This is a genomic window from Neolewinella antarctica (assembly GCF_011927835.1).
Taxonomy (GTDB): Bacteria; Bacteroidota; Bacteroidia; order Chitinophagales; family Saprospiraceae; genus Neolewinella; species Neolewinella antarctica.
Genome location: NZ_JAATJH010000002.1, coordinates 342,569 through 356,257, shown reverse-complemented (window position 1 = coordinate 356,257; position 13,689 = coordinate 342,569). Strand labels below are relative to the sequence as shown.

Here is a 13,689-nt window from a genome sequence, read left to right as displayed (position 1 = left end):
AACACTGCTCAATGAAATTTTTCTCCCTCTTAGTTTTAGGAGTAGTCTGTCTGCTGACGGCCTGCGTCCCGCACCGTGAGTTAGTCAACTACCAGCGGGACATTCCGGCCGCGACTTCCCAGTCCATCGACAATCTGCCCGAGATCAAGATCCAGGCGAACGACGTACTGAGCATCGAGGTCTTTGGGCCCGACGAAAAAATCATCGCCCCGTTCGTCAACAAGTCAACTACGTCCGCCAACATCATCGACGTAGAGGCGATCCAGCTCGGCGGGTACCTGGTCTCGGACCGGGGCAACATCTTTTTCCCACAAGTCGGTGGCGTACCGGTGGAGGGCAAGACTATCGTCCAGGTCAGGGAAATGATGGTCGGCCTGTTGGAGAAATTCATGAAAGACCCCGTTGTGAACGTCCGGTTACTGAGTTTTCGCGTCACGGTGAGTGGTGAAGTAAACCGGGAAGGCTCCTTCAGTATTTTCAACGATCGCATTTCCATCCCCGAAGCCATTGCGCGGGCGGGCGGCCTCAGCGACTACGCGAACCGCCGCAACATTCTGCTGGTGCGGGAGACCAACGGGCAGCGCTACTACGAACGCTTCGACCTGACGTCGGCCGACGTCTTCAGCTCCGAATATTTCTACCTCAAACAGAACGACTTGCTGTACGTAGAACCCATCCGGGCGAAGGGCGGGGCAATTCGCGACCAGACGTCGAAAACGGTTCCCATCATCACGGCCGTAGCGACCATTCTGGCGGTCATCATCAACCTCACGCAAAACTAACGACTCCGCCACGCCCGGCCGTCGCCACAACCCATCCGCATGAGCGAGCAACCACAGGGCCCTACCGGTTTAATTATCGAACCGACCAGGGGGCTTTCCGCCGTCACCGAAGTCGATTACGTCGACTTACTGAGCCGCTACTTTTTACGGCGGTGGTACCTCTACGTGCTCTTCGTGGGGGCCGCGGTCGCCGCCATGTTCTTTTACCTCAAGACGAAGCAGCACGAATACGCGGTCACGGCGCGCATCGTCATCACGGAACGTGACGATACCGGCCCCACCGACGACCCGCTAAGGCGCAGCACCCAGGTGTTTTCCGCGGCTCAGAACGTGTACAACGAGATCGAGCGAATCACGTCCTACGAACTAATGAGCTCGGTGGTCGACGAATTAGACCTTCAGTACGGCTACTGGACCCAAGCGGGCCTGGAGCGAAAGGACGGCTACCGGGACTTCCCGGTACTGATCGATTCTTTTCTCCCGCTGAACGCAGGCCCCGTGGACCTGAGCTTCCGGTTAGAACCGAAAGACTACGAAAGCTTCCGGCTTTACACGGACGACAAGTTGGTCGGTAACTACCCGTTCGACTCGCTCATCACCACTAAGTTTGGCGTCTTTCGCTTTGCGCTCAACGGCGCGCTGCCCCAGTCGAGTGAAACGACGCTGCACGTATCCATTTCCGATACCCGAGCGGTCGCCAACGCGTACCTCAGCCGCCTGGAAGCCAACTTCACGGGCATCAACTCCACCACCGTCCTGCTCCGCATTCAGGACGCCGTCCCCGCCCGTGGGGTAGACATTCTCACCGAGTTAATGACCAACTACAACGAGATGAAGATGGCCGAGGCCGACAAGGCGGCGCAGCATACGCTGGGCTTCATCGACGAACGGTTGACCGAAGCGAACCAGAAGCTGCAACGCATAGAGGCCAACCTGGAGCGGTACAAACTCAACAACGAAATCACGGACGAATCGACCTCCGACCTCAACCTCGTGCTGCAAAACGTAGACCAGTACGGGCGGGAAAAAGAAAACCTCACGCTGCAACTCAACATCCTACGCTCGTTAGAGCGCGTACTGGACGTACGCGGGGACGAGCCGCAACTGATCTCGATCGATAATTCCGTGCTGATTACCGGGCAGATACCGGACCAGGTGCAGCTCTACAACCGGCTCGTCCTGGAACGAAAAGAATTACTGGTTTCGGGCCAGACGGACAACCCCGCCGTTATTTCCATTAGCCAACGCATCGCGAGTTTGCGCGGCGCGATCGAAAGCTCCGTCACCAACCTACGCCAGAGCCTCGTGGAACGGCAGTCGCTCATCCAATCGCAGTACGACCGCTCCCTGGGCCAGTTACGCAGCGTACCAACCAAGCAGCGGGAGGTGCAGGATCGCTCGCGGGAACAGAAGATCGTCGAGAACCTGTACGTCTACCTGCTGCAAAAGAAAGAGGAGACCGCCCTGGCCTACGTCAACAACGTCACCACGGCCGAGATCATCGACGCGGCCCACGCCGGCTCCGACCCCGTTAGCCCGAACAAAAAGCTGTTCATGTTCCTCGCCCTGGTGCTCGGTGGAGCCATTCCGTTCTTATACTCCGTGGCCCGGGAAGAAATCTTTAATTACAAAGTCGGGGCGGTCCGCGACGTCAAACGGGTATTTTCCCGGCGCCCGGTACTGGGCCAGATCAGTAAGCACCGGGGGAAGGACCGGATGGCGGTGGCTGGTTCCTCCCGCAGCGAAATATCGGACCAATTTCGCTCGCTCCGTAATAATTTGTTGTTCCACTTCCCCGCCGCCGACAACGTATTTCTCCTGACTTCCGCCGGAAAGGGAGAGGGTAAATCATTCGTGGCGGCTAATCTGGCGGTAAGTTTCGCCCACGCGCGCAAGCGGGTGGTGATCGTCGATTTTGATTTTTACAACGCTCAGGTGGCTAATTACCTGGGCCAGCCCAACGGCACGGGCCTCAGCAATTTCCTGGGCGGTCAGGCGAGCGTCGGCGAGGTCGTGCACTCCGCCGGTGAGGATCTCGGCGTTCACTACGTGCCCGCCGGAGACTACTTTGAGAACCCCGGTGACTTGATCTCGAATGACCGGGGACTAGCAGCCTTTTTCGCGCACCTACACGAACGTTTCGACGTGATCATCGTGGATGCGCCCCCGATCGGTATTTTGTCCGACGCTGTTTTGCTCCACCGCTACATCACCGCCTCGCTTTACGTCATTCGGGTAGGTGTAAGCACCAAGGCGTCCCTAAAGCAGGGCCGAGAAACAATCGAGGCGGACCGCCTGATGAACCCCGTCCTGGTGCTGAACTCCGTTACTTCCGGTCAGCAGGACTACTACACTTAAGTAAAGCAACACGCGTGAGGTTTCCCGCTACATCGTGGATCAAAGGTATCCTGAACCACCAGGTGGTTCGGAACTTCTCCTACCTGGCGGCGGGTAATGCGCTGGCGCAGGTGATTAGTTTTTTCACCGTGCTGAAAGTGACGAGCTTACTGGCTCCGAACGACTACGGGCTTTTTACTTTTTTGTCGGCCCAGGGCATGTTGCTCATGAGCGTGGGTGACCTTGGCATCCGCAACATCATCATACGGTCGATCGCTAGGGATGGTGAGCGGACGAACGACCTGATGGTCAACGGTGCCATTTTGCGAACGGTTTCCCTAATTGCTTTGTCGCTGATTTACCTGATCTATAATTATTACTTCGGGACGCTGGACGCCTGGCAGTTGTTCCTGGTGTTCGCCTTTTCTTTCGTCAACGTCTTTGGCAACTTATTCGAGAATGCTTTCCTGGGCCACGAGCGGATGCTGCCGCCGTCGCTGATGAGTATTATTCACAGCGTCCTTTGGTTCTTAGCGGTTTTTCTGCTGCCGGTAGAGCTCATCGAGCCCAACAATCTTTTTCTGATTTACCTCTGTCTTTACCTGGGTAAGGCAGTCTTCTTGTACTACTTTTTAGTCAAGTACGACCTGCTCAAGGGTCAGATCAAAAACTTTTGGGAATCATCCCGCGCCCTGCTGACCGAGAGCTGGCCTTACTTCCTCGTGCTGCTCGTCATGTTACCGTTTACGCGGCTTTCCAACAACTTCCTGGACATCAACTCGACCAGCGACGAGGTCGGCTACTTCAACCTGGCGCAGCGTTTGATCGGACCGGTTTCTTTGGTGCTTGACTTTGCCATGGCGGCCGTGTTCCCCAACCTGTCTTCCCTGTGGGTCAGTGACCGTAGTCGCCTGAAATCGCTCGTCAGCAGCGGTTTTCAGTATTTCATGCTGGCGGGCCTGTTGATGTGTTTCTCGTTCTCGTTGTTCATCCGGGAAGTCGTAGACCTGTTGTTTCCCGCGAGTTACTTACCAGCCGTGGTAGTTTGCCAGATGCAGGTGTGGTACCTTTTTCTCACGTCCATCGACAGCGGGGTGGGTACTATTTTGGGGGCGACCGACAACGAGCGCTACATTCTACAGCTCGCCATCGTTAATTCACTCTTTGCTACGCCCTTACTCTTCTACGGTAGCTACTTCGGTGCGGTAGGCCTCGCCTACGCTTACGTGGTTGCGTTTGTCTTGTTTCAGTTCTACCTGTGGTACGTTTTTCGGACCAAACTAGCCATCACGGTTAAGGGGGCAGGCTGGGTTTGGGCCCTGGCCATCGTGCTTTTTGTGGTAACCACCGCGGCGGACCGGCTCATTACCGAACAAGTATGGCTGTGGAAGGGGGCAATTTGGCTACTCATCAGCGGCGGGATGGGCTGGTACACTTTACGAACCTACAAAACGGCGGTACGGTGATGAAAAAGCTACTACCCACCCTGTACCTGATTACGATCACTGCCTTCGCGCTGAAGTTTTTCGACGCCAAGTTCGTACCTACGAAGTTCTTAAATTACACCAACTACCTGCTGATCAGTGCTAGTGCGCTAGCCGCCCTTCCGCAGCTCATCAGCGCTAAAGGTGGGTTCACGCCGGCCGTACGCGTCATCGTATTCGCCATCGTGTTCTCCATCCCCATGGCCTACCTGGTGTGGGGGCAGAGCCTGAGCGTTTCCGTTTTCGAAACGCTACCCTACCTGCCCTGGATCTATTTCTTCGTACTGATCCGACTTAACTTTTCCATTGCGACGCTGGAGAAAATAATCGTCGGCTTCAGCCTGGTTTACCTGGCGCTCTATTTCTTTCAGTTCGTGATGGCCCCGACCATTTACTTCGGCCGCTCACTCTGGGGGGATACGTTTTCCGTTGACCGGGGGGTTATCCGGATCATCTTTCCCGGGGCCGGCATCTTTATCCTTGCCGCGCTCATGGCAATCAACAAGATCACCTCCCGCGCTCCGGGTCGGCCGTTCTGGATTGCGCTGGCGGCCATGGGGCTCATCATCCCGGTGATGCAGGTGACCCGGCAGTTTATCCTCGGCATGACGCTGCTGATTCTCTACCACGTGCTGCGTTCCCAAAACATTCTGCTCCGCATCGTCACCCTGGCCACGGCGGGGCTTTTTCTCATCGGTCTCCTGAACGCCGACATTCCCCAAATCGACGGTGTGATCGCAGCCGGGCAGCGTGATGCCGACCTTGGCAAAGAATACATCCGCGTCCGGGCCGGCACCTACTTTCTCACGGATTTTTCTCCCGAGTGGCCGGCCCAAGTGTTCGGCAACGGCGTGGCGCGCTGGGGCGAAGGCTACTACGGTCGCTTCGTGGAATTACTCGGTAACCGGCGGGGCTATTACCTGTCCGACGTTGGCATCATTGCGGTGTACGCAAATTTCGGTCTGCTCGCCATCCTGGGCTTCGCGTTGATGTGGTACCGGAGCTTTACCGTCCCCTTACCGGCCGAGTACCAGTACCTAAAATATTATTTGTGGTACCTACTGTTTACCAGCGTGACCTGGTTTTCGGTCTACCACCACCATTACGTGATTGCTACCGTCTTCGCGCTTTACATCTACCACGTGATCCAACTGCGGACGGTCGTGGTGCAGGAAGACGGTATCGAGCGAAAATACTACCTCCCCCAGCAACCCGGTCCTTTTCCTACGCCCGTCAAAAATCTACCATGAAAAAACACATCCTACAATTTATGAACTACCAGCCGATCGTCTATTCCGGCTTCGACAAGTTCAGCATTGCTCTGGCGCAAAGAATGCGTACGGAGAGTTACCAGACCGTGATGGTATTCGTGGATACCCTAGATTACGCACCGACGCTAGCGAATGACATTACCGAGGCGGAACTAGTAGTCGAGTTGCTTAAGGAAAACGCATCGGCATCGCGTCAGTTCCGGCAAATATACCGGCTGTTCAAAAAATACCGCCCCGCGCTGGCCCACACGCACTTCGATGACCGCCTGAAGGTCATGATTACCATCTGTGCCCGCTGGTTCGGCGTGCCATTGATTACCAGCGTTCACTCCGAGATCACCCCGTTTCCATCCCCCGCTGCGTACCGGGCGGAGAAAGGGCGGGTGAAAACAATTTTAATGCGCAACTACCTGCGCTTCCTGGCGCGCAACAGCAAGTTCTGTTTTTGCGTGTCCCGCAAAGTGCAGGAGGAGTACCTAAATTTCGTAGGCGACCGGGATAACGTGAAAGCATTGTACTTGGGGGTCGAGGCGGGCGGCACTGAGGAGACCCCGGTCTCAATTCGCCAACGGCTGGGTTTGCCGCCGGACCAGGTGTTAATCGTCAACGTTTCCGCCATCGAGCCAATCAAAGGAATCGACACCATCTTACTCGCCCTCAACCGGTTACGGACGGAGTATGGGCTACGTGATTTTGCCTTTTGTCACATCGGCGGTCTGCGTACCGGGGCGCAAACGAGTAACCACCTGGAGGCGCTCAAACGAACGATCACCGAGTTGGACCTTTCCGAGCACGTACACTGGCTCGGGGTGCGGAGTGATATTACTAAAATCCTACCCGCCTTTGACGTATACACCCAGCCTTCCCGTAAGGAGGGGTTGCCCGTCTCGGTGATGGAAGCCTGTTCGTGTCGCCTACCGTGCGTGGGTAGCGACGTGAGCGGTAACCCCGAAATCATCCACCACGGGGAGAACGGATACACGATGAAACCGGGTGACGACAAGGCCCTCGCGACATTCTATTACGAGCTGATCACTGACCCGGAAAAGAGGCGGCGCATGGGGAATAAATCTTACGAGATTTTCGAAGAATATTTCTCCCTGCCAACCCAGGTAGCCCGCACCGCCGAGTATTACAAACAAGCCATTTAATCCGCCCACAATGCAGCAGCCCGTCATCAGCGTAGTCATGCCAATGTACAACGGTGAGCCCTACGTGGTCGCCGCCATCGAAAGTGTTCTGCAACAAACGTTCGCGGACTGGGAGCTCCTGGTCATCGACGACGGATCAGCGGACGGTGGCCCCGCCCTGGTGCGCAATACTTTCTCCGACCCGCGTATCCGATTGTTAGCCAACGACGGCAACCAGGGCGTTGCTTACACCCGCAACGCTGGAATCGCCGCATCACGGGGAGAATTCCTCGCGTGGTTGGACTGTGACGACCTCATCACCCCGGATCGCCTGGAAACCCAACTGAGCTACCTAAGCGACCACCCCGAACTAGGTGCCTGCGGAAGTTGGATACAGCTGTTCGGCGCCGGTAAAGAAACCACGGGGCGCCCCCCGGAGTCGCCCGCGGTGCTCCGTGCGTTTTTGCTCTTTACGCCCATCATCCCCAACGCCACGGTGATGTTGCGGGTGGAGCTCGTGCGTAAATTCGGCTTAGAATACGACATCACTTTACCCGTAGCCGAGGACTATGATTTTGTGTTACGGTGCAGTGAGCACTTTTCGTTCGGGATTGTACAGCGAGCGCTTTACCGGTACCGAGCGGCGGAGAACAGCCTCACGCAGCGCTTTGACGCCGAGGAGGAAGGTGCTTTTGCCATTTCGAAAATCGTGCACGGAAAGGCACTCGAACGGTTTGGGATGTCCGCCACCGACGTGGAATTGAGGATTCACCGTATCCTAAATTCAGACTTGACGTTTCGGACCTTCCCGCAGTACGTAGCCGCGTTAGACTGGTTGCTAGGGCTACTGCGCCACAACGAACAACACAAAAAATACGACGTGGCGGCGTTCCGGCGGGTAGCCGCCAACCGGTTCTACTTCATCACTAAAAAAGCCACTTCTTTTGGCATCCGCACGCTTATTTTCTACGCACGTAAATCGTTCGCCCATAATATCTTATATTTCCACCCTTTACCTCTCATGAAATTGGTGGTTCGCTGTATTATCCGTTACGATAAATTTTAATCCAGCTATTTTGAATCATCCGACTACTCCTTTGATGTCACCAAGACAAAGAATCCTTCTCGTCACCCGTGACCAGTTTGGTTACCACGTGGACCCCTACGCTTACGCGCGGGAGTTGACCCGTCACTGCGACGTCACTTATTTCTGTTGGGATTACAACCGGCCGCGCGTGGAAGCCCCCGGTGTGGAAGTGATCTACTCCAGCCGCGACGGAAGCCTGATTGCCCGTAACCGCCGATTTGTGCGCGAATTGAAAAATCATCTTCCCGATTTCGCGGCGTCCTTGATTTTTCACTTTCACGGAGCGTCGCTGGTGTTGTCGGGCATTGGTGAGCTGAAAGAGCGCTTGGTCTGTGATGTCCGCACCGGCAGCGTTAACGGGCGCGCGATTCAGCGACTCATAAAGAATACCATTTTGAAGGCGGAGATGAAAGCTTTTCGCCATAACTCCTTCATTTCCGATAGTTTGGGAAAGTCCCTTGGGTTCACCAACTACAACGTACTTCCGCTGGGCGCTTCCGTTACCGACGCTCCCGTGCGGTCTTACGACGAATTACACCTCCTCTACGTTGGCACTTTTGAGACCCGTGACCTTGAAGAGTCCATCGCCGGTCTCGGTCTTTTTTACCAGCGCCATGCGGGTGAGGTTAGGTGTAAGTACACCATCATCGGGGGGGGCTCCGCCGCGGAAAAGCAGCGGATGCGTGCGGCGGTCACCCGCTACGGACTGGATGAGGTGGTGGAAATGACCGGATTTATTCAGCGCGACAAAGTAGGACCGTACCTGAGCCGGGCGAACGTAGGTGTCTCCTACGTACCGATCACGGATTACTACAATTTCCAGCCGGTTACCAAAACCTACGAATACTTTCTTGCGGGCTTACCCGTGATCGCTACCGCCACCCACGAACACCGATTGATCATCAAACCGCACAACGGCGTCCTCATTAAGAACACGCCGGAGTCTTTTGCCGAAGGCCTGGAAGTAATCTACCGCCGCCGCACTGACTTCTCCGCTACCGAAATTCGCGAACGGGCGGCACAATTCTCTTACGCGCACATCGTGGATACACAACTGATGCCCTACCTACGTAGGGTGATGGGAACCCACCCAGGATCGAATACCAAGCCAGTGGCACACGAAAACACCCTGCCCTTATGAGAATCCTCTACGTAACCAACATGTACCCCACGGAGAAAAAGCCCGTCTTTGGCATCTTCGTGAAGGAGCAGATCGCGGATGCGGCCCGCTATCTGGATGCCTCCCACGACGTGTACCTAATGAATGGCATGGAACACGGTTGGAAGGAATACTTAAAGGCTATTTACCTGGTCCCGCGGATGATCCGCCGGGGCAACTACGACCTCATTCACGTCCACTACGGCCTCGCCGGCCTGTGGCGGTTGTTCTACCGGCCGGACGTGCCGGTGTTTTTGTCGCTACACGGGGCGGATATTCAGAAGGAGCAGGGGCAGCACGCGCAGGTGGCGATCACCAAAAGGTTACTCCCGAAAGTAGACCGCGTCTTTACCCTCAACGACAACATGAACGCCATCGTAAGCCAGTACACCGACGCCTACGAGATGCTCCCGTGCAGCGTCAACGTCGATCTGTTCAAGCCAACCGGTCACACGAGCAGGGGCCCGGGTAGGCTGTTAGTCTTTCCGGGGTCGCCCAGCGTGCCGGTCAAAGATTTCCCTCTTTTCGAGCGCATTATGGCAGAGGTAAAGTTTCAGACCGGAACGGAGGTAGCTTTCGCACCTCTGGAAAAACTGACGCGCACCGGAGTAAGGGACCTGATGAACCGGGCCGATTGTTTGGTGATGACCTCCGTCAGTGAAGGCTCGCCCCAGGCGGTGAAGGAAGCACTGAGTTGTGGCTTGCCGGTCGTGTCGGTGGCCGTTGGCGACGTGGCCAAAATGGTCGAAAACGTACCGTCCTGCCGGGTGGTCCACACGCGCGACCCGCAGGTGATCGCCGCGGCGGTCACGGCAGCTTTTGCGGCGGATCGCACGCAAATACGTAACGCTTTCATCGGTAAAGGCATATACGATCACGAATCCATCAGCCGCCGCTGGGCCGATCTTTACGAGCGGGCGGAGCAAAAACTGCTGACTAAATGATAGATCAACTCTTCAAAATACTCCACGTGGGCGGCCTGGCCAGCTTATTCCGCAGCTTTCACCAGCGGCGCAAGGTTACGATCTTGCTCTTTCACGACCCCACGCCCGCCGCCATGGAAAGCGCCCTGGCGTACCTCACGGCGCGGTACCACATCATCAGCCTCGACGCTTACCTGGAAGCCAGGCGTAACGGGACGACGGCGGAATTACCCGACTATTCCACCGTCATCACCTTCGACGACGGCCACCGCGGCAATTACGCGCTGCTGCCCGTTTTCAAAAAATACGGCGTGCCCGCCACCATCTTTCTGTGCTCCGCCATCGTGAATACTCAGCGCCACTTCTGGTTTCTTCACGCCGAGGGCAAGTTACCGGTGCAAGAGCTCAAGCTGCTGACTAATCAGGAGCGCCTCGAAGAGTTAGCCGACATTGGATTCAACGAGGAAGAGGAATACGACGTACGTCAGGCGCTTTCCGCGCGGGAAATTGAGGAGATGCGGCCGTTCATTAATTTCCAGTCCCACACGCGCTTCCACCCTATTTTAACCAGTTGCCGACAAGCGCGGGTGCAGGCTACTCTGGTAGGAGCAAAGGAAAAACTCGAAAATGACTTCGGCCTGCGGATCAACGCGTTGGCCTACCCCAATGGCGATTACGACGCCGGCACCATCGAAGAAACCAAGAACGCCGGTTACGCGTGTGGCCTGACGGTCGAACACGGCTTCAACGACGCCACAACGGATCTCTACCGCCTCCACCGCCTCGACGTGAATGACACCGCTAACCCCCACGAACTAGCGCTGAAAGCCAGCGGGGCGTGGCAGTACCTCAAAGCAGTCCGGCAATGATGAGAATAGGACTACTAATGAGCCCCACGATTGGGGCCTTCCGGAAGAATACCCTGCGGCCCGTCCTCACGGACCCGGCCTTTTCGGTGGTCGTGGCGGTGATTGACGACCGGCCGCAAAAGTCCGCCGGGCAACGACTGAGAAACAATCTGCGCCGGGGCCGGGGTGGCTACGTGATCGTCATGGCCCTACGAAATTTAGCCTCACGGCTGCCTTCGGCAAACCCTGCACCCGCGTCCGCGCAAGAAAACACGGAAACCTACTGCAAACGCCACGGTATCGAGGTGCACCGAACCAATAGACCCTACGGAACGGAAACGCTGACGAAGGTTAGAAATAGCGAGCTCGACGCTTTAGTGTTAGTGGATGGGTTCGGTATCGTAAAGAAGGGAATGATCGATGCGGCCCCGCGCGGTGTGGTCTCCTACCACCACGGGGATATGCGGAATTACCGAGGAATGCCAATGGCACTGTGGGAACTCTACAATGAAGAAACGGAGATGGGCGCAACGGTACAGCTACTTACGCCGGGTTTGGACAACGGACGGCCACTGGTCGAGATGACAATTCCCATCGAAAAAGGGGACGACGTCGACCGCCTCACCGAGCGGGCGCTGCGGATGAGCGAACCGATGCTACATGCCGCCCTGACTCGGCTCGCCAACCCGGAGTTTGTACCTCCGGAGATTGAAGAATTTGGCAAGGTGTATACGCTACCGGATCTCCGGCAGTGGCTAAGGCTACAGTACAGAATCTGGAAAAGAAAATAATATGTGTGGAATTTTAGGGACCATTAACGTTGAGGTCGATGACGAGATCTTGAATTTGCTAGCGCACCGCGGGCCCGACGATAGTGGCATCGAGCGGGCGAGCGTCGGCAGTTTCGAAGTGTATTTTGGGCAGCGCCGGCTGTCGATCGTCGACCTGTCTCCGGCCGGCCACCAACCCATGAATAGCCCCTGCGGGCGCTATTCCCTGATCTACAACGGGGAGCTGTACAACCACCAGGACCTGCGGGACGAACTTCCGGCCACGATCGATTACCGGGGCCATTCGGATACCGAAACGATACTACATTATTTAATTGCTCACGGTATCGAGGGCGTAAGAGCGTTCAATGGCATTTTCGCCCTGGGTTTTTTGGATCGTGAAGCCAAGACCCTGCAAATCGCGCGTGACCCCTTCGGCGTCAAACCCCTCTATTATTGTCAGCCCGCAGGTAGCAACAAACTGGCTTTCGCTTCCGAGATGCGCCCACTCCAGGCAATTCTCGGCAATACCACCCTGAATAAAGATGCCCTGGCAACGCTACTGCGATTACGTTACAACCCCGCACCAGACACTTTATACACGCAAATTGACAAGGTTCGGCCCGGGCATTATCTTCATTTTGACCTCGGGGGTGAGCAAACGCAGCTGCGGGAAGTACCCTATCTAGCGCCGTTACCAACCACGCGGGTGATTAATGAAAACGAAGCCGTGGCCGGGTACGGCGGAAAAATAGCCGCCGCGGTAGAACGGCAATTACTCGCCGACGTGGAGGTGGGGATTCTCCTCAGCGGCGGGGTGGATTCGGCCATCGTAGCGGCGCTGGCGCAGGAGAAAAGCACTACCCCGCTGAAAGCATTCACGATCGGCTTTCGGGGAGAACACCAGGAGGACGAAATAAACGACGCAGCCGAAACGGCCGCGCTGTTGGGTCTGGAGCACCACGTCAAGCGCATTGACTTTACGGATTTCCTGGGTACGATGCGGGAATGCGTCCGCATCGTTGAGGAACCGCTGGCCACGACTTCGATCATCCCCATGTACTACCTGGCGGAGCTCGCCGCACAGCACGTGAAAGTGGTACTAACGGGGCAGGGCGCCGACGAACCCCTGGGTGGGTACGTGCGGTACAAGTCCGAACTACTGCGGGAAAAAATCCCCCGCGTGTTGCGCGCCCCCGTTGCCGCGGCGCTCGGCGGGATCAGTAGCCGTAACGAGAAAGTCAGCCGGGGCGCCGCCGCCCTGGCCGAGACCGACGAAATTGCCCGTTTCTTAGCCGCTTACCAAGTCTTTACGCCCAGCGAAATCAGCGGACTGATCGGAACCGAAGACAAACTGAGCAAGCCAAGAATAGCCTATTTTTACGAGCTGCTCGGTTGCCAAAATAGGCCCGCTGGCGCCGAAAGGATGATGGCCCTGGATACACGGCTTAACCTGGCCGACGACCTGCTGAACTACACGGATAAGGTCACCATGAATTTCTCCCTCGAATGCCGAGTTCCCATGCTCGACCTGGAACTCGTGCGGTACATCGAGTCGCTACCGGCGGCCAACAAATTAAATCTCCGTGGCGGGAAGCTGATCCACAAACAGTACGCCCGCGAACGATTACCGGCGAACATCATTAATCGTAAAAAAAAGGGATTTCAGTCGCCTACCCAACTTTGGTTTCGGGACGGCGCTACCGAAATCCAGTCGCTTTTACTGGACGACAGCTCCGCCTTCGGCAAGGTATTTCACCTTCCGGCGGTGCGCGAAATCATCACCCAGCACCAGACGGGGTACAACCGCGAGAAGCAGATATTCTTATTATTGAGTATTTACTTCTGGCTGGACACGCAAGCGAAATAATATCTACAAATTAAGAGCTTATCGGAAA

The 13,689-nt window shown here is 56.2% G+C and carries 11 protein-coding genes; all 11 read left to right on the top strand.

The annotated features are described in order from the left end of the window. Window positions 1-11: 11 nt before the first annotated feature. From GGR27_RS06765 to asnB, 11 genes are read left to right on the top strand one after another with little or no spacing between them, the layout of a single operon-like run. A complete protein-coding gene (locus tag GGR27_RS06765) occupies window positions 12-782 on the top strand; it encodes a polysaccharide biosynthesis/export family protein (RefSeq protein WP_168036657.1) in 771 nt (256 codons plus the stop codon). Between the two features lie 39 nt (window positions 783-821). Continuing rightward, window positions 822-3,140 (top strand): GumC family protein, encoded by a 2,319-nt coding sequence (locus tag GGR27_RS06760; protein ID WP_168036656.1) that lies wholly within the window; start codon window positions 822-824, stop codon window positions 3,138-3,140. Between the two features lie 14 nt (window positions 3,141-3,154). Then, window positions 3,155-4,585, top strand: coding sequence for an oligosaccharide flippase family protein (locus GGR27_RS06755; protein WP_168036655.1), 1,431 nt, complete (start codon window positions 3,155-3,157; stop codon window positions 4,583-4,585). After that, complete coding sequence (locus tag GGR27_RS06750) at window positions 4,585-5,853, top strand: hypothetical protein (protein ID WP_168036654.1); 1,269 nt, start codon at window positions 4,585-4,587, stop codon at window positions 5,851-5,853. The genes GGR27_RS06755 and GGR27_RS06750 overlap by 1 nt, the downstream gene beginning before the upstream one ends. Continuing rightward, window positions 5,850-7,025 carry a glycosyltransferase family 4 protein gene (locus tag GGR27_RS06745; RefSeq protein ID WP_168036653.1) on the top strand — a complete coding sequence of 392 codons (1,176 nt, stop codon included), beginning with the start codon at window positions 5,850-5,852 and terminating at the stop codon, window positions 7,023-7,025. The genes GGR27_RS06750 and GGR27_RS06745 overlap by 4 nt, the downstream gene beginning before the upstream one ends. A 10-nt stretch (window positions 7,026-7,035) precedes the next feature. Beyond that, window positions 7,036-8,070 carry a glycosyltransferase family 2 protein gene (locus GGR27_RS06740; RefSeq protein WP_168036652.1) on the top strand — a complete coding sequence of 345 codons (1,035 nt, stop codon included), beginning with the start codon at window positions 7,036-7,038 and terminating at the stop codon, window positions 8,068-8,070. Between the two features lie 34 nt (window positions 8,071-8,104). Then, complete coding sequence (locus tag GGR27_RS06735) at window positions 8,105-9,232, top strand: glycosyltransferase (protein ID WP_168036651.1); 1,128 nt, start codon at window positions 8,105-8,107, stop codon at window positions 9,230-9,232. After that, window positions 9,229-10,194, top strand: coding sequence for a glycosyltransferase (locus GGR27_RS06730; protein WP_168036650.1), 966 nt, complete (start codon window positions 9,229-9,231; stop codon window positions 10,192-10,194). The genes GGR27_RS06735 and GGR27_RS06730 overlap by 4 nt, the downstream gene beginning before the upstream one ends. Continuing rightward, window positions 10,191-11,042, top strand: coding sequence for a polysaccharide deacetylase family protein (locus GGR27_RS06725; protein WP_168036649.1), 852 nt, complete (start codon window positions 10,191-10,193; stop codon window positions 11,040-11,042). Before GGR27_RS06730 ends, GGR27_RS06725 begins: the two co-directional genes overlap by 4 nt. A 17-nt stretch (window positions 11,043-11,059) precedes the next feature. Continuing rightward, window positions 11,060-11,812: a formyltransferase family protein gene (locus GGR27_RS06720; RefSeq protein WP_168036648.1), complete on the top strand. Its 753-nt coding sequence runs from the start codon at window positions 11,060-11,062 to the stop codon at window positions 11,810-11,812. Window position 11,813: 1 nt separating this feature from the next. After that, window positions 11,814-13,661, top strand: coding sequence for an asparagine synthase (glutamine-hydrolyzing) (asnB, locus tag GGR27_RS06715; protein ID WP_168036647.1), 1,848 nt, complete (start codon window positions 11,814-11,816; stop codon window positions 13,659-13,661). The last annotated feature ends 28 nt before the right edge of the window (window positions 13,662-13,689 follow it).